14 protein-coding genes and 2 tRNA genes are annotated in these 14,820 nt (G+C 71.1%); 4 read left to right on the top strand and 12 right to left on the bottom strand.

The window, feature by feature from the left end; all coding sequences use genetic code 11:
- Positions 1-204: 204 nt before the first annotated feature.
- The 6 genes from MM438_RS10175 to pcaF form a co-directional block, all read right to left on the bottom strand.
- The gene (locus tag MM438_RS10175; protein ID WP_277627956.1) at positions 205-861 is read right to left on the bottom strand and encodes an ATP-dependent Clp protease proteolytic subunit; all 657 of its coding nucleotides are present in this window, start codon (positions 859-861) and stop codon (positions 205-207) included.
- Positions 862-899: 38 nt separating this feature from the next.
- Positions 900-1,523 carry a ClpP family protease gene (locus MM438_RS10180; RefSeq protein ID WP_338155536.1) on the bottom strand — a complete coding sequence of 208 codons (624 nt, stop codon included), beginning with the start codon at positions 1,521-1,523 and terminating at the stop codon, positions 900-902.
- Between the two features lie 204 nt (positions 1,524-1,727).
- A complete protein-coding gene (gene tig, locus MM438_RS10185) occupies positions 1,728-3,260 on the bottom strand; it encodes a trigger factor (RefSeq protein WP_241452365.1) in 1,533 nt (510 codons plus the stop codon).
- Positions 3,261-3,601: 341 nt separating this feature from the next.
- Positions 3,602-4,252 (bottom strand): CoA transferase subunit B, encoded by a 651-nt coding sequence (locus tag MM438_RS10190; RefSeq protein WP_241452366.1) that lies wholly within the window; start codon positions 4,250-4,252, stop codon positions 3,602-3,604.
- A 3-nt stretch (positions 4,253-4,255) separates the two neighbouring features.
- A complete protein-coding gene (locus tag MM438_RS10195; protein WP_241452367.1) occupies positions 4,256-5,041 on the bottom strand; it encodes a CoA transferase subunit A in 786 nt (261 codons plus the stop codon).
- Positions 5,042-5,070: 29 nt separating this feature from the next.
- Positions 5,071-6,279: a 3-oxoadipyl-CoA thiolase gene (pcaF, locus tag MM438_RS10200; RefSeq protein ID WP_241452368.1), complete on the bottom strand. Its 1,209-nt coding sequence runs from the start codon at positions 6,277-6,279 to the stop codon at positions 5,071-5,073.
- Positions 6,280-6,427: 148 nt separating this feature from the next.
- On the opposite strand from pcaF, the gene MM438_RS10205 reads away from it, so the two are divergent.
- Positions 6,428-7,477, top strand: coding sequence for a hypothetical protein (locus tag MM438_RS10205; RefSeq protein WP_241452369.1), 1,050 nt, complete (start codon positions 6,428-6,430; stop codon positions 7,475-7,477).
- A gap of 118 nt (positions 7,478-7,595) precedes the next feature.
- Here the strand turns inward: MM438_RS10205 and MM438_RS10210 are convergent.
- Positions 7,596-7,669, bottom strand: a tRNA-Pro gene (locus tag MM438_RS10210).
- Positions 7,670-7,787: 118 nt separating this feature from the next.
- Here MM438_RS10210 and MM438_RS10215 point away from each other — a divergent pair.
- Positions 7,788-7,861, top strand: a tRNA-Gly gene (locus MM438_RS10215).
- Positions 7,862-7,967: 106 nt separating this feature from the next.
- Here the strand turns inward: MM438_RS10215 and MM438_RS10220 are convergent.
- Complete coding sequence (locus MM438_RS10220; RefSeq protein ID WP_241453428.1) at positions 7,968-9,086, bottom strand: tyrosine-type recombinase/integrase; 1,119 nt, start codon at positions 9,084-9,086, stop codon at positions 7,968-7,970.
- Complete coding sequence (locus MM438_RS10225; protein ID WP_241452370.1) at positions 9,086-9,253, bottom strand: excisionase family DNA-binding protein; 168 nt, start codon at positions 9,251-9,253, stop codon at positions 9,086-9,088. The genes MM438_RS10220 and MM438_RS10225 overlap by 1 nt, the downstream gene beginning before the upstream one ends.
- Before the next feature lie 499 nt (positions 9,254-9,752).
- Here MM438_RS10225 and MM438_RS10230 point away from each other — a divergent pair, with 499 nt between their 5' ends.
- Positions 9,753-10,373: an immunity protein Imm33 domain-containing protein gene (locus MM438_RS10230; protein WP_241452372.1), complete on the top strand. Its 621-nt coding sequence runs from the start codon at positions 9,753-9,755 to the stop codon at positions 10,371-10,373.
- A 118-nt stretch (positions 10,374-10,491) separates the two neighbouring features.
- Here the strand turns inward: MM438_RS10230 and MM438_RS10235 are convergent, their stop codons facing one another.
- From MM438_RS10235 to MM438_RS10245, 3 genes are all read right to left on the bottom strand, one after another.
- On the bottom strand, positions 10,492-10,704 hold the full coding sequence (locus tag MM438_RS10235; RefSeq protein ID WP_241452373.1) for a hypothetical protein: 213 nt from the start codon (positions 10,702-10,704) through the stop codon (positions 10,492-10,494).
- A gap of 226 nt (positions 10,705-10,930) precedes the next feature.
- Positions 10,931-11,422, bottom strand: coding sequence for a ribose-5-phosphate isomerase (locus MM438_RS10240; RefSeq protein WP_241452374.1), 492 nt, complete (start codon positions 11,420-11,422; stop codon positions 10,931-10,933).
- Positions 11,423-11,469: 47 nt separating this feature from the next.
- On the bottom strand, positions 11,470-12,114 hold the full coding sequence (locus MM438_RS10245) for a mycothiol-dependent nitroreductase Rv2466c family protein (protein WP_407568154.1): 645 nt from the start codon (positions 12,112-12,114) through the stop codon (positions 11,470-11,472).
- A gap of 113 nt (positions 12,115-12,227) precedes the next feature.
- Here MM438_RS10245 and pepN point away from each other — a divergent pair, with 113 nt between their 5' ends.
- Positions 12,228-14,780, top strand: a complete 2,553-nt coding sequence (gene pepN, locus MM438_RS10250) for an aminopeptidase N (protein WP_241452375.1) — start codon at positions 12,228-12,230, stop codon at positions 14,778-14,780.
- The last annotated feature ends 40 nt before the right edge of the window (positions 14,781-14,820 follow it).

The raw sequence follows: 14,820 nt of genomic DNA on the forward strand, positions 1-14,820 counted from the left end.
GCCGAGCGGGCCGGGCGGGCCGCTGTCGTGTCGACGGGCTGCCAACCGCCCGTTCCCTCCAGTGAAGGTACCCGGCTCGAGGGGCCGGGACACCCAGATGTGCGGCCACTCACCGGCGTGCCGCACGAGTTCAGCCGACAGCGAAATCGCTGCGACGGAACGATCAAGGCCCGACCCTCGCCGGGGCCGGGCCTTGATCGACGGTCACTCCGCGGAGGCCTTGCGGCTCGCCACGACGGTGTCGATCAGGCCGTACTCCTGGGCCGCCTCGGCCGACAGGATCTTGTCGCGCTCGATGTCCTCGCGGACCTGCTCGGGGGTGCGACCCGAGTGCTTGGCCAGGGTGTCCTCCAGCCAGGTGCGCATCCGGAAGATCTCGTTGGCCTGGATCTCGATGTCGGAGGCCTGACCGCCGCCGCCCTCGACCGCGGGCTGGTGGATCAGCACACGAGAGTTGGGCAGGGCATAACGCTTGCCGGGGGCACCGGCCGCGAGGAGGACGGCTGCGGCGGACGCGGCCTGCCCGATGCAGAAGGTCTGCACGTCCGGGCGGATGAACTGCATCGTGTCGTAGATCGCCGTCATGGCGGTGAAGGAGCCGCCGGGCGAGTTGATGTACATCAGGATGTCGCGGTCCGGGTCCTGCGACTCGAGCACGAGCAGCTGGGCGATCATGTCGTCCGCGGAGGCATCGTCCACCTGGACGCCGAGGAAGATGATCCGGTCCTCGAAGAGCTTCGTGTAGGGGTCGGTGCGCTTCATCCCGTAGGACGTGCGCTCCTCGAACTGCGGAAGGATGTAGCGGCTCGTCGGCATGACGTGGCCGCCCTGGGCGCCATACAGGGGGTGGGTGTGGTTCATCGGGTCTCTCCGGGAGTCTCTAGGGGCCGTATGGCGGGTCAGGCGTCCGTGCCGCCGCTGCCCGGCGTCTGGGTCGCGCGCTCGAAGACGTGGTCGACGAAGCCGTAGTCCTTGGCCTCGGCGGCGGTGAACCAGCGGTCGCGGTCGGAATCGGCCGTGATCTTCTCCACGGGCTGGCCGGTGTGCTCGGCGATCAGCTCGGCCATCTCCTTCTTCATCGCCAGGAGCAGCTCGGCCTGGATCTTGACGTCCGTCGCCGTGCCGCCGATGCCGCCGAGCGGCTGGTGCATCAGGATGCGGGCGTGCGGGGTGGCGTAGCGCTTGCCGCGGGTGCCCGCGGACAGCAGGAACTGCCCCATCGAGGCGGCCATGCCCATGGCGACCGTGCACACGTCGTTGGGGATCCACTGCATCGTGTCGTAGATCGCCATGCCGGCCGTCACCGAGCCGCCGGGGCTGTTGATGTACAGCCAGATGTCCTTGTCCGGGTCCTCCGCGGACAGCAGCAGCAGCTGGGCGCAGATCGCGTTGGCGTTGTCGTCACGCACGTCGGAGCCGAGGAAGACGATGCGGTCGCGCAGGAGCCGCTGGTAGATGTGGTCGTCGAGGCCGCCCTGGGGGGCGGTCGCCGCGACCGGGGTGGCAGGGGTGCTCAGGCTCACCGTGGGTCTCATCTCTGTCTAGTCGCTTCGGTGCGGGCCGCCGGGGCGGCCCAGGGACTTGCTAGAGACAGTAACGCCCGGCACCGACCTCCCCTTCCCGGCTGCGGGCGTGTTCGCCCTGGGCGCAAGGTGACGGCCCGCCCGCCCCTGCAGGGGCGGGCGGGCCGGAGCACGTGGCGCGGCACTCGGCCGCGTGCCGATGGATCAGGCCTCGTCAGCCTTCGTGGCCGGCGCCTTCTTGGTGGCCTTCTTCGCCGGCTTGGCGTCCTCGTCCTTGGCGTCGTCCTTCGCCTCGGCCTTGGTCTCGTCCGCAGCCGCGTCCGCGTCCTTGTCCTTGTCCTTGTCCTTGGCGGTCGACTTCGTGGCCGGAGACTTCTTCGCGGCCTTCTTCGCCGGCTTGGCGTCCTCGTCCTTGGCCTCGTCGGTCCCGTCCTCGGACTCCGGCTCGTCGGTCTCGTCGTCGATCTCGACGTCCAGGTCGGACAGGTTGACGACGCGACCGGACGCGTCCTTGATCGTGATCTCCTCGAGCACGGTCGCCAGACCCTTGCGGCGACCGACCTCGCCGACCATGGCGCCGACCTGGCCGTTGGCGTCCATGATCTGGGCGAACTGGTTGGGGTCCATGCCGTACTGCTGGGCCTGCATCACGAGGTACTCGATGAGCTCCTGCTGGCCGACCTGGATCTCGCGGTCCTCGGCGATGGCGTCGAGGAGCAGCTGGGCCTTGAGGGACTCGCGGACGTTGCCCTCGACCTCGCTGCGGTGCTCCTCGTTGTCGTGGCCCTCCTCGCCGCCCTCGGCGAAGTGCGCGTCGACCTGCTCGGCGACCAGGCTGTCCGGCAGGGGGATGTCGACGGTCTCGATCAGGTGCGCCAGGACCTTGTCACGGGCCTGCGCGCCCTGCTCGAACTTCTTGGCGCGCTCGGTCTGGGAGGTCACGTCGGCGCGCAGCTCGTCCATGGTGTCGAACTCGGACGCCAGCTGGGCGAACTCGTCGTCCAGCTCGGGGAGCTGGCGCTCCTTGACGGACAGCACCGTGAGTGTGATCTCGGCCTCCTGGCCGGCCTTGTCGCCACCGGCGAGGGGGGCGGTGAAGGTCTTGGTCTCGTCGGCCTTGGCGCCCACGAGCTGCTCGTCCATGCCCTCGAGCATGTTGCCGGAGCCGACCTCGTAGGAGATGCCGGAGACCGAGTCGATCTCCTCGCCGTCGATGGTGGCGGTGAGGTCGACGGACACGAAGTCGCCGGTCTTGACGGCCCGCTCGACGCCCACGAGGGTGCCGAAGCGCTCGCGCAGCTGCTCGAGGTTGGCGTCCACGTCCTCGTCGGAGACGACCACGTCGTCCACGTCGACGGTGATGGCGGAGAAGTCGGGGAGCTCGATGGTGGGGACCACGTCGATCTCGGCGGTGAAGGCCAGCGGCTGGCCGTCCTCGAGCGGAATCGCGGTGACGTTGACCTCGGGCTGGGTGACGGGGCGGACCCCGGACTCCTCGACGGCCTGGCTGTAGAACGTGGGGAGCGCCTCGTTGACGGCCTCCTGGAGCACGGCGCCCTTGCCGAAGCGCTGGTCGATGAGGCGGGCGGGGACCTTGCCGCGACGGAAGCCGGGGATCTGGACCTGGTTGCCGATGGTCTGGTAAGCCGCATCGATGCTCGGCTTGAGCTCCTCGAAGGGGACCTCGACGGCCAGCTTGACCCGGGTCGGGCTGAGGTTCTCGACGGCACTCTTCACTGCGGTTGCTCCAACGTCTGAGTAGAGAATCTGTGGACCCGCCGGCGCGGACCGCCACGCCGGCGCGTCCTCCGGGCCCTGGGGCCCGGACGGCGCGTCAGCAGCCGGCGGCATCGACGAGGCGCCCCGTGATAACAGGGCTCGGGTCATGCTATCGGGTGGCCCGGCATGGACCCTAACCACGTCCCGCGCCCTCGTGGTGCGAGGGAGGTGCGCCGTGGGGCGCCACGGGCGGTGCGGCGAGCGCCGAGGTGGGTGGCGCGGCGGGTGACCCCGTGGCCCGGCACGACCAGGGGGTATGCCGGAGCACCGCTGCGACATACCCCCTGGTGGACCTGGGCTCAGGCCGGCGGATCCTGCAGCTCGACCGTGAAGCCGCAGCCCGTCCTGGTGCGCACCTCGTCCTCGGTGACGCCCTCGGCCAGCTCGCGCAGCACGAGACCGCTCGCCGTGACGTCGAAGACGCACAGGTCGGTGATGATCCGCTGGACGACGCCCTTGCCGGTGTACGGCAGGGTGCACTCGGTCAGGATCTTGTGGGCGTCGCCCTTGGCGACGTGCTCCATCAGGACGATGACCTTCTTGGCGCCGTGGACCAGGTCCATCGCGCCACCCATCCCCTTGACCATCTTGCCGGGGATCATCCAGTTGGCGATGTCGCCGTGCTCGGAGACCTGCATGGCGCCGAGGATCGCGGCGTCGACCTTGCCGCTGCGGATCATCCCGAAGGACATGGCGGAGTCGAAGAAGCTCGCGCCCTTGCGGACGGTGACGGTCTCCTTGCCGGCGTTGATCAGGTCGGGGTCGACCTGCTCCTCGGTCGGGTAGGCACCGGTGCCGAGGATGCCGTTCTCGGACTGCAGGACCAGCTCGACGTCGTCCGGCACGTAGTTGGGTACCAGGGTGGGCAGGCCGATGCCGAGGTTGACGTAGTCGCCGTCCTGGAGCTCCTTGGCAGCCCGGGCGGCCATCTGCTCGCGGGTGAGGGCCATGGCTCAGGACTCCTTGTGCTCGGTGGGGCGGACGGTGCGGCGCTCGATGCGCTTGTCCTGGACCTGCTCCGGCGTCAGCGCGACGACCCGCTGCACGAAGATGCCGGGCAGCTGCACGTCGTCGGGGTCGATCTCGCCGGGCTCGACCAGCTCCTCGACCTCGGCGATCGTGATCCGGCCGGCCATCGCCGCGGGCGGGTTGAAGTTGCGGGCGGCCTCGCGGAAGACGAGGTTGCCGTGCCGGTCGCCGCGCCAGGCGCGCACCAGCGCGAAGTCGCAACGGATGGCCTCCTCCAGGACGTAGGTGCGCTCCTCGCCGTCGACGGTGAAGACGCGGGTGTCCTTGGGGGCGGAGGTCTTGACGACCGTGCCGTCGGCGTCGTGCCTGAGCGGCAGGCCGCCCTCGGCGACCTGGGTGCCGGACCCGGTGAGGGTGTAGAACCCGGCGATGCCGGAGCCGCCGCAGCGGAGCTTCTCGGCCAGGGTGCCCTGCGGCGTCAGCTCCACCTCGAGCTCGCCGTGGAGGTACTGCCGCTCGAACTCCTTGTTCTCCCCGACGTAGGACGCCTGGATGCGGCGGATCTTCTTGTCCTGCAGGAGTATGCCGAGACCCCAGTCGTCGACGCCGCAGTTGTTGGAGACGACCTCGAGGTCGGTGACCCCGGAGTCGTCGAGGGCCTGGATCAGGACGCTCGGGATGCCGCAGAGGCCGAAGCCGCCGACGGCGAGGGAGGCCCCGTCGGTGATGTCGGCGATGGCCTCGGCGGCCGAGCGGACGACCTTGTCCATGGAGTTGCCTTTCGGGTTGAGGGCGCGGGTCAGGGCTTGGAGAGCAGCATCGCGACGCCCTGCCCGACGCCGACGCACATGGTGGCGAGGGCGTGCTCGTGGCCCTCGTCCTGCAGGGTGATCGCCGCGGTGAGGGCCAGCCGGGCGCCGCTCATGCCGAGCGGGTGACCGAGGGCGATGGCGCCGCCGTGCGGGTTGACGCGCGGGTCGTCGTCGGCCAGGCCCAGGTCGCGCAGGACGGCGAGGCCCTGGGAGGCGAAGGCCTCGTTGAGCTCGATCGTGCCGACGTCGGCGAGGTCGACGCCCTTGCGGGCCAGCAGCGTGCGCACGGCGGGCACCGGGCCGTAGCCCATGACGCGCGGCTCCAGGCCAGCCGCGGCGGCGCCGTCGATGCGGGCCCGGGGCGTGAGTCCGTACCGCTCGAGGGCCTCCTCGCTGACGACGAGCAGGGCCGCGGCGCCGTCGTTGACGCCCGACGCGTTGCCCGCGGTCACCGATCCGTTCGGGAAGAGCGGCCTGAGGGAGGCGAGCGTGTCCAAGGAGGTGAGGCGCGGGTGCTCGTCGGTGTCGACGACGACCGGGTCGCCCTTGCGCTGCGGGATGGCGACCGGGGCGATCTCACGGGCGAGGCGGCCGCTCGCGATCGCCGCCGCGGCCCGCTCCTGCGAGCGCATCGCGAAGGCGTCCTGGTCCTCGCGCGAGACCTGCCAGTCGTCGGCGACGTGCTGGGCGGTCTCGGGCATGCTGTCGGTGCCGTAGGCCGCCTGCAGCGCCTCGTTGACGAAGCGCCAGCCGATGGTGGTGTCGTAGACCGCGTTGCTGCGGCTGTAGGCCGACTCAGCCTTGGGCATCACGAACGGCGCGCGGCTCATGGACTCCACGCCGCCCGCGACGTAGACGTCCCCGTCGCCCGCCATGATCGCCCGGGCCGCCATGGCCACGGCGTCCAGGCCGGAGGCGCACAGCCGGTTGACGGTGATGCCGGGCACCTGCACGGGCAGCTCGGCCAGCAGGGCGGCCATGCGGGCGACGTTGCGGTTGTCCTCGCCGGCCTGGTTGGCGCAGCCGAGGACGACGTCGTCGACCCGCTCCCAGTCGACCGAGGCGTGACGGACCCGGAGCTCGCGGATCACGTGGGCCGCCAGGTCGTCCGGCCGGACCGGCGCCAGGGCCCCGCCGTAGCGCCCGATGGGCGTGCGCACGCCGTCGACGATGTATGCCGTCTTCGTTGCCGTCATGTCCCATACCTACCATGGGGGCGGGGCGTCCGCGCAGGCGACGCCGAGGCGCACGACGTCCCGGTGGACCGGCTCGTGTCGCTGCGCGCCGCACGCCGGGGACAGACCCCACGATGGGCACGACCAGTCATCACGAGAGGGGACCGACATGGCTCGACAGGTCTGCGCAGCAGGGGCCCTGGCGGTCGCCGTGCTGCTGGCGGGCTGCACCGGCGCAAGCATCCCGGACCGGCCCGCGGGGGGCACCTCCGGCGGGTCCGCGTCCAGCAGCGCCTCGGGATCCGCGCCCGGGTCGAGACCCGGCGCTCCCACCCCCGGTCGCCCCGGGGGGAGCGCCGCCAGCCCGACCACCGCCCCCGGCCCCACGACTCCCGCCATACCGGTCGACGCTCCTGCCTCCCCCGCGGTGCTGGCGCGGCGCACGCTCTTCCCCGGGCACCGGCTCGTGGGCTTCGCGGGGCGGGAGGGCACCGGTCCCCTGCTCGGCAAGCTGGGCGTCGGCAGCCTGGACGAGCGCATGACCGAGATCGTGGGGCGCAGCAGGCCGTATGCCGTCGGCGCGGAGACCGTCCCCGTCGCCGAGCTCATCGCCACCGTCGTCAAACCCGCTCCGGGAGAAGGCGGCCGGTGGAACGCGCGGGTCGGCGACGACGTCATCGCCCGCCACCTGGAGGCCGTCCGCAAGGTCGGCGGGATGCTGCTGCTCGCGATCCAGCCGGGGCGCAGCGACTTCGTGACCGAGACGAAGGTCTACGAGAAGTGGCTGGCGCAGCCCGACGTCGGCGTCGCCCTCGACCCGGAGTGGCGGATGGGCCCCGGCCAGGTGCCGATGAAGCAGTTCGGGTCGGTCACCGGCGCCGAGCTGGACGACACCGCGCGGTATCTCGCCCACCTCGTCACCACCTACAAGCTGCCCGAGAAGGTCATGCTCTATCACCAGCTCAACCCGCGGATCGTGCGGGACGCCGCCGGCCTGCACCCGCACCCGGGCGTCGCCCAGATCGTGTCGGTCGACGGCATCGGCTCGGCCACGATGAAGCGGCAGACCTGGCAAGCGGTGGTGAAGCGCAAGCCCGCTCACGTGCGGGCCGGGTTCAAGCTGTTCTTCACCGAGGACACCGAGGGGGCGTGGAAGCTGATGACGCCCGAGCAGGTGCTGGCGCTCACCCCGACCCCGGACTACGTGCTGTACGAGTGACTCCCGCCGGTCGACCGGGCCGGGCCCGGCGTGGTCGACCAGGGCGACCGGGCCTGACCTGACGGTCCGGAAGGTGCGCGAGGGCCCTGCCGGTCGACCGGCAGGGCCCTCGGTGCTGTCGGGCTGACAGGATTTGAACCTGCGACATCGTGCTCCCAAAGCACGCGCGCTACCAAGCTGCGCCACAGCCCGTGAAGCACCAAGAGTACCGGGCCGACCGCGGTGCCCGGACCCGTCGCGCGTCGTGCCGCGGGTGTCGGATTTCCCGCAAGGGGCGCCACCCGCCTATCCTGAGGGCCGCAGCACCACTGCGGGTGTAGCTCAATGGTAGAGCCCTAGTCTTCCAAACTAGCTACGCGAGTTCGATTCTCGTCACCCGCTCCACCACGAAGCAGCAGGTCAGAGGCACTGAGGACGAAGTCCGCCTCCGGCCTGCTGCTTACGTATGCGGCCCGCGTGCCCAATACGTGCCCAAAACCCCGGACCACCATCACGACGCCTGCCCGTCGCCGGCCGCTCCCAGCGCATCGGTTAGCACGGCGTCCAGTGCAGCCGCCACCGCCCGGTCACGCTCCTCGGTCGCGTGCTGATAGATCAGCGCCGCCCGCATGCTGGAGTGCCCCATACGCGCCATGAGCTCGCGCGTCGAAGCACCCGACCTGGCCGCGAAATGGTTGCCCGTATGCCGCAGGTCGTGCAGGTGCACCGAGTCCGGCACACCGGCCGCATCCCGAGCCCGACGCCAGATCACCGCCCAGTTGGACCGGCGGATCATGCCGCCCTTCTCCCCCACGAACACGCGACGGGGCGCGTCCGGCTCTGCGAAGGCGTCCAGGTGCGCCTCGATCTCCGGGCGCAAGGCCGGCGGCAACGCCACAGACCGCGACTTGCCCGACTTCGGGGTCTTGACGACGAGGCGACCGCTGACCTCGGCCACCGAGCGCCGCACGTGCACGGTCATCGTGTCCAGGTCGAAGTCATCCACCACCAGGCCCATCAGCTCACCGAACCGCAGGTGCCCGAAGCAGGCCAGCAGCACCAGCAGCCGCCACCGACGATCCACCCCCTCGGCCAGCGCCGCGACCTGATCCATCGTGAGCACAGACCGCTCCGGGGTCGGGTCGACACCGGCACCCTTGATCCGGCACGGGTTGCGCGGCACCAGCTCGTCATCCACCGCCGTCGTCATCACCGACCTGACCAACGAGTACGACTTGGCCAAGGTCGACGCACCCACCCCAGCCTCGATCCGACCCGTGCGCCAACGACGCACCTCAGCAGCCGTCACCTGCCGCAGGGCCAGGTGCCCGAGGTATGGCGTGATGTGGCGCCTCAGCAACAGCCGGTAGAGCTGACGCGTCCCCTCCGACAGGTCACGCTGAGCAACCCAGGTCTCGGCATAGGACCCGAAGGTCTGCCCCGACAACTCTGGGTCGATCCAACGCCCCTTAGCCATCTCCGCCGCGACGAGCGCCCACGCGGCCTGAGCGTCCGCCTTCGTCCGATAGGTGTGCGGCATCGTCCGCCGCAGACCATCAGGAGCGGTGTAACGGACCTGCCACCGCTTCGAAGGCAGCCGGCGGAACGAGCCCGAAGAAGGGCGACCCATCACGCCACCCGGTGACGGCGGACGACCGGGACCGTGCCGGCGTCGATGAACTCCACGACCGCCGACCTCGGGAAGCGCAGATGACTCCCGACCTTCACGAAGCGGATGCGTCGCTCAGCGACCAGCCGACGCACGAACCGCTCCCCCGTCCCCAGCACCCCGCCCACCGATAATCCGACAGTCCCCCCCGCCGCGGACACGATCACGGCTGACGCGCCGACCCGACGAGATGCCCCACAGGGGAGCCCTACGAGGCGGCGCCTCACGCGCAACAACCCCAGCAGGGCGCCCAGGAGCGGCCCCAGCAGCTCGCCGCTGTCGTGCCCAATACGTGCCCAAAACGACGGCAGAAAGAGGCCTAGAGCGGTCACCCGAGACCCCGATTTCGTGCTCAGCAGGGGGTCGGAAGGAGGGTTAGGCTCCCCTTCCAAACTAGCTACGCGAGTTCGATTCTCGTCACCCGCTCCACCCGAGGCGGTAGGTCACGATCCCGTGGCCTACCGCCTCGCTGCGTGACCGGGGTCTGCCCAGCGCCTGAACTTCCCCTGGCCGGGAGGGCTTTCGTCCCCGAGGTGGGTAGTCTGCGCGGGCGGAGGCCACCTGGCCTCCCACCCGGGGGCGGGATCAGCGACGCCCCCCTGCACGCGCCCGCGCCGAGGAGACGTCATGGACTACCAGCTGGTCGACGCCGAGGCACTGGCGGCCGCCGACCCGGAGAGCCTCGCCATCCCCTCCCGTGAAGTCCGCGCAGGTCTGTGGGCCGGGGACCTGGTCAAGCTGGGCTTCGACCTCGTCGACCCGCCCGAGTGCGGACCCTTCGGGGAGCGGATGTGGGTGGAGGTGACGTCCGCGGACGCCGACGGGCGGTATGCCGGACGGCTGGACAACACCCCCTCCGCCCTCGTCAGCCTGCACCGCGGGGACCCCGTGGAGTTCGGTCCCGAGCACGTCATGGCGGTCTGGGACGAGAACCCGCAGTCCGCGCAGGCCGTCTGGGTGAGCCGGCGCCTGCACGAGCAGAACCTGCGGCCCGGGTTCGTGGCGCGCACCGAGACCGCGGACGAGGGCGACTCGGGCTGGAGCCTCCTGGTGAGCGACGAGACCGACGCGGAGCTGGACGACCCGGAGAACGTGCTCCTGCAGCCCTGGGGCTATGTCGTGTCCCGGTGGCCGGCGCTCGCCCCGGTGCTGAGCACGGGCGAGCCGGGCGGCGGCTGGGTCTGGGACGAGGAGCAGCAGACCTACCGCGCCCTGGCTCCGCCCCAGGACGGCGGCACCGCGGACTGACCCCCTCGTCGGCGGCGCGTCCCCGCGGCGCCTGGGCCAGGTGCCGGGCACGGCGAAGGCCCCGCCGGACGGCGGGGCCTTCGACATACGAGCGAATCCGGCTGAGCCGGAACGGAGGTCAGGCGCTAGGTCGGTCCAGGACCGACCAGAAGCCGGCCACCGAGGCGACCAGGGCGATGATCGCGGCCACCGCGAAGGGGGCCATGCCCATGACGACGGTGACCACCGTCGCGAAGGCGAGGACGACGCCCAGAGCGACCAGCAGCGGGGCGATGAACCAGGTCACGACAGGGGCGCTCGGACGCAGGTGAGGTCCGGTGTGGACAGCCATGAAGATGAGGCTTCTTCCGTGAGAATCCGGTGGGGTGGGGTGCACCCCTACTCAACCACGTGAGGGGCACTCTTCGTGGTCGAAAGGCCCACACGGGCTGGGCCATCGAGGGGACATTCACCCTTACGGGCCGGAGCAATTCAGGCAGTGGCGACATCGGACACTCACGGAACGTGAAAGTCCCCTGAGGGCCGCCCGGGACACCCAGGATCCACCCGGTCCCCGCTCAGGACCGGAGCCCGCGTGCGCTTTCCGGAAGGTCGGGCAGCTCCCCCGTCTCCTCGTAGTGGTCGAGCATCGCGATGCGGCGGGCGTGACGCTCCTCGTGGGTGAATGGCGTCGCGACGAAGGCGTCGGCGATCGCGAGCGCGTCCTCCGGCGTGGTGAAGCGTCCGCCGATCGACAGGACCCGCGCGTCGTTGTGCTGCCGGGCCAGCCGGGCGAGCTCGACGCTGGACGCGAGGGCGGCGCGCACGCCCTTGACCTTGTTGGCCGCGATCTGCTCGCCGTTGCCGGACCCGCCGAGGACGAAGCCGAGCGAGTCGGGGTCGGCCGCCACGGCCTCCGCCGCGCGCAGGCAGAACACCGGGTAGTCGTCGAGGGCGTCGTAGGCGAAGGGGCCGTGGTCGACGACGTCGTGGCCGGCGGCGCGCAGGTGCTCGATCATCGCGGTCTTGGCCTCGAGGGCCGCGTGGTCGGCGCCGATGTGGATACGCATGGTTCTCCTCGGATGTGGGGGGGTGGTCGGAAACCTACTGGCGGCGATCAGAGCTGGGGGCCGACGTCTCGGGTGCGCTTGAGCTCGAAGAAGCCCGGCGTCCCGGCGACGAGCACGCACCCGTCGAACAGGTCGAGCGCGTCCTGACCCCGGGGGGCGGGCGACACGACGGGGCCGAAGAACGCCACCTCGCCGACCCGCACGACCGGGGTGCCCACCTCGTCGCCCACCAGGTCCATGGCCCGCTGGTGCGAGGCGCGCAGCGCGGTGTCCACGTCGTCGCCCGCGACCGGGGTGGCGGCCTCGGCGAGCGACGCGGGCAGGCCTGCGGCGTCGAGGGACTCGCGGATCACCGCGGCGTAGTCCTTGGTGCCGCCCGGGTGGATGCGGGTGCCCATCTCGTCGTACAGCGCCTTGACGACCTCGTCTCCGTGCTCGGCGCGGGCCGCCATGACGACCCGGACCGGGCCCCACGCCTGGTCCATCAGCGCGCGGTAGTCCTCGGGCAGGTCGCGGCCCTCGTTGAGCACCGACAGGCTCATGACCGACCAGGTGACCGACAGGTCCCGCTGCCGCTCCACCTCCATCAGCCAGCGTGAGGTCATCCACGCCCAGGGGCAGACGGGGTCGAAGAACATCTCCACGGACGGAGCGGGCGCGGCGGTGCTGGTGTCCTGAGTCACAGTCACCATCCTGCCAGTAACACCGTGCCACCGTTCGTCCATGGAGAGCGACCTGCGAGGATGGGCAGGCCATCTCGCCCGGCTCGCTCCGCCGGGCGCATCACCACCGAAAGGCCCCCGCTGTGCCTGGCACCAACCTCACGCGCGACGAGGCGCGTGCCCGGTCCCAGGTCGTCCGCGACGCGTCCTACGACGTCGCCCTCGACCTGATGACCGGTCCCACCACCTTCGCCACCACGACCACCATCCGCTTCGCGGCCGAGGAGGGAGCCGAGACCTTCGTCGACTTCGTCGGCGACTCCGTCCAGGAGATCGTGCTCAACGGCACCTCCCTGGACCCCGGCGAGGTGTATGCCGACAGCCGGATCCGCCTGCCGCAGCTGGCAGCCCGCAACGAGCTCCTCGTCCGGGCCACCGGCACCTACATGAACACCGGCGAGGGCCTGCACCGCTTCGTCGACCCCGCCGACGGCGAGGTCTACCTCTACACGCAGTTCGAGGTGCCCGACTCGCGGCGCATGTTCGCGGTCTTCGAGCAGCCCGACCTCAAGGCCGAGTTCACCTTCACCGTGACCGCCCCGGCCCACTGGCAGGTCATCTCCTGCTCCCCCACCCCCGAGCCCACGCCTGCGGGCGACCGGGACGGAGTCGCCGCCGCCACCTGGGCCTTCGCGCCCAGCCCGCGCATCTCGTCCTACATCACGGCCCTCATCGCCGGCCCCTACGACAAGGTGACCAGCTCGGTGCAGACGCGCGCCGGGGAGATCCCGCTCGGGATCTTCAGCCGCAGGTCGCTGACGCCGCACGTCGACCACGACGAGCTGTTCGACATCACCCGGCGCGGGTTCGCGTTCTTCGAGGAGGAGTTCGACCAGCCCTTCCCGTTCCCCAAGTACGACCAGATCTTCACGCCGGAGTACAACATGGGCGCGATGGAGAACGTCGGGGCGGTGACCTTCCACGAGATGTACGTCTTCCGCGCGAAGGTCTCCGAGGCCACCGTCGAACGCCGCGCCCTGACGATCCTGCACGAGCTGGCGCACATGTGGTTCGGCAACCTGGTCACGATGACCTGGTGGGACGACCTGTGGCTCAACGAGTCCTTCGCCGAGTGGGCGTCCACGACCGCGCAGGCCGAGGCCACCCGCTGGGAGTCCGCGTGGACGACCTTCGGCACCGCCGAGAAGGCCTGGGCCTACCGCCAGGACCAGCTCTCCTCGACCCACCCCATCGCCGCCGACATCCGCGACCTGCACGACGTGGAGACCAACTTCGACGGCATCACCTATGCCAAGGGCGCGTCCGTGCTCAAGCAGCTCGTGGCATACGTCGGGCGCGAGGCCTTCCGCGACGGGATCCGCGCGTACTTCGCCAAGCACAAGTGGGGCAACACCACCATCGGCGACCTGATGACCGAGCTGGAGGCGACCTCCGGGCGCGACCTCGGCCGCTGGCAGGCGCTGTGGCTGCAGGAGTCCGGCGTCAACACCCTGCACCCGGTCGTCACCGTGACCGACGGCACCATCGAGTCCTGCGCCGTCGAGCAGACCGCGCCGGCGGAGCTCCCGGTGCTGCGACCGCACCGCCTGGCCGTGGGCGGCTACGAGCTGCAGGGCGACGCGCTGGTCCGCGTGTGGCGCGAGGAGATCGACCTCGACGGCGAGCGCACCGAGCTGCCGATGCTCGCCGGGCGCCGGATGCCCGACCTGCTGCTGGTCAACGACGACGACCTGGCCTATGCCAAGCTGCGCCTCGACGAGGCCTCGCTGCGCACCGTCGTCGAGCACCCACGCGCCTTCACCGACTCGCTGCCGCGCTCCCTGGCGCTGGCCGCGGCGTGGGACATGACGCGCGACGCCGAGATGCGGGCGCAGGACTACGTCGCCCTGGCCCTGCGGGCCATAGACGGCGAGACCGACTCCACGCTCCTGCGGGTGCTGCTGGCCCAGCTGGCCACGACGGTCACGGCGTATGTCGACCCGGCCGCACGGGCCTCGGTGCGCACGTCCGTCGCCTCGACCCTGCGCGGGCTCGCCGAGGCGGCCCGACCGGGGTCGGACGCCCAGCTGCAGCTGGTCTCGGCGCTCATGTCGATCTCCGAGCGCCCCGAGGAGCTCGACCTGGCGGCCGGGCTGCTCGACGGGTCCACCACCCTGGAGGGCCTGGCCGTCGACACCGACATGCGCTGGACGCTGCTGACCGCGCTGGCCGCGGGCGGTCGCGCCGACGCCGCCGACGTCGAGACCGAGCGGGAGCGGGACAACACCGCGTCCGGGCACGAGCACGCGGCGCTGGCGCTCGCCGCCATCCCCACCGCGCAGGCCAAGGCCGCGGCGTGGAAGCGGGGGATCGAGGACAGGTCGGAGTCCAACACGATCCTCGGCGCGACGGGCGCGGGCTTCACCCGGGTCCGCGACGTCGAGCTCGTCCGGCCCTACCTGACGCGCTACTTCGAGATGCTGCGCGGGATGTGGGACCGCCACTCCTTCGCGCTCGGCGAGGTCGTCGCGTCGTCCTTCTATCCCTTCGTGCTCGCCGACCAGGCGCTGCTCGACGCGACCGAGGCGTGGCTGGCCGCCAACGCGGACGCCCCCGCCGGGCTGGTCCGCACCATCACCGAGCAGCGGGACGCCGTCGCTCGGGCGCTGCGGGTCCAGGCCCGCGACCGCGCCTGACCTGCCGGCGGTGGGCAGGTCCGCCGGGCGTCGCCGCCCA

Origin of the sequence: Arsenicicoccus dermatophilus, from assembly GCF_022568795.1 — a bacterium.
GTDB lineage: Bacteria > Actinomycetota > Actinomycetes > Actinomycetales > Dermatophilaceae > Arsenicicoccus > Arsenicicoccus dermatophilus.

Coding starts and splice junctions, on each gene's coding strand:
- MM438_RS10175 (WP_277627956.1), bottom strand. CDS start 861: ATGAACCACACCCACCCCCTGTATGGCGCCCAGGGCGGCCACGTCATG.
- MM438_RS10190 (WP_241452366.1), bottom strand. CDS start 4,252: ATGGCCCTCACCCGCGAGCAGATGGCCGCCCGGGCTGCCAAGGAGCTC.
- MM438_RS10195 (WP_241452367.1), bottom strand. CDS start 5,041: ATGGACAAGGTCGTCCGCTCGGCCGCCGAGGCCATCGCCGACATCACC.
- pcaF (WP_241452368.1), bottom strand. CDS start 6,279: ATGACGGCAACGAAGACGGCATACATCGTCGACGGCGTGCGCACGCCC.
- MM438_RS10205 (WP_241452369.1), top strand. CDS start 6,428: ATGGCTCGACAGGTCTGCGCAGCAGGGGCCCTGGCGGTCGCCGTGCTG.
- MM438_RS10220 (WP_241453428.1), bottom strand. CDS start 9,086: ATGGGTCGCCCTTCTTCGGGCTCGTTCCGCCGGCTGCCTTCGAAGCGG.
- MM438_RS10230 (WP_241452372.1), top strand. CDS start 9,753: ATGGACTACCAGCTGGTCGACGCCGAGGCACTGGCGGCCGCCGACCCG.
- MM438_RS10235 (WP_241452373.1), bottom strand. CDS start 10,704: ATGGCTGTCCACACCGGACCTCACCTGCGTCCGAGCGCCCCTGTCGTG.
- MM438_RS10240 (WP_241452374.1), bottom strand. CDS start 11,422: ATGCGTATCCACATCGGCGCCGACCACGCGGCCCTCGAGGCCAAGACC.
- MM438_RS10245 (WP_407568154.1), bottom strand. CDS start 12,114: ATGGTGACTGTGACTCAGGACACCAGCACCGCCGCGCCCGCTCCGTCC.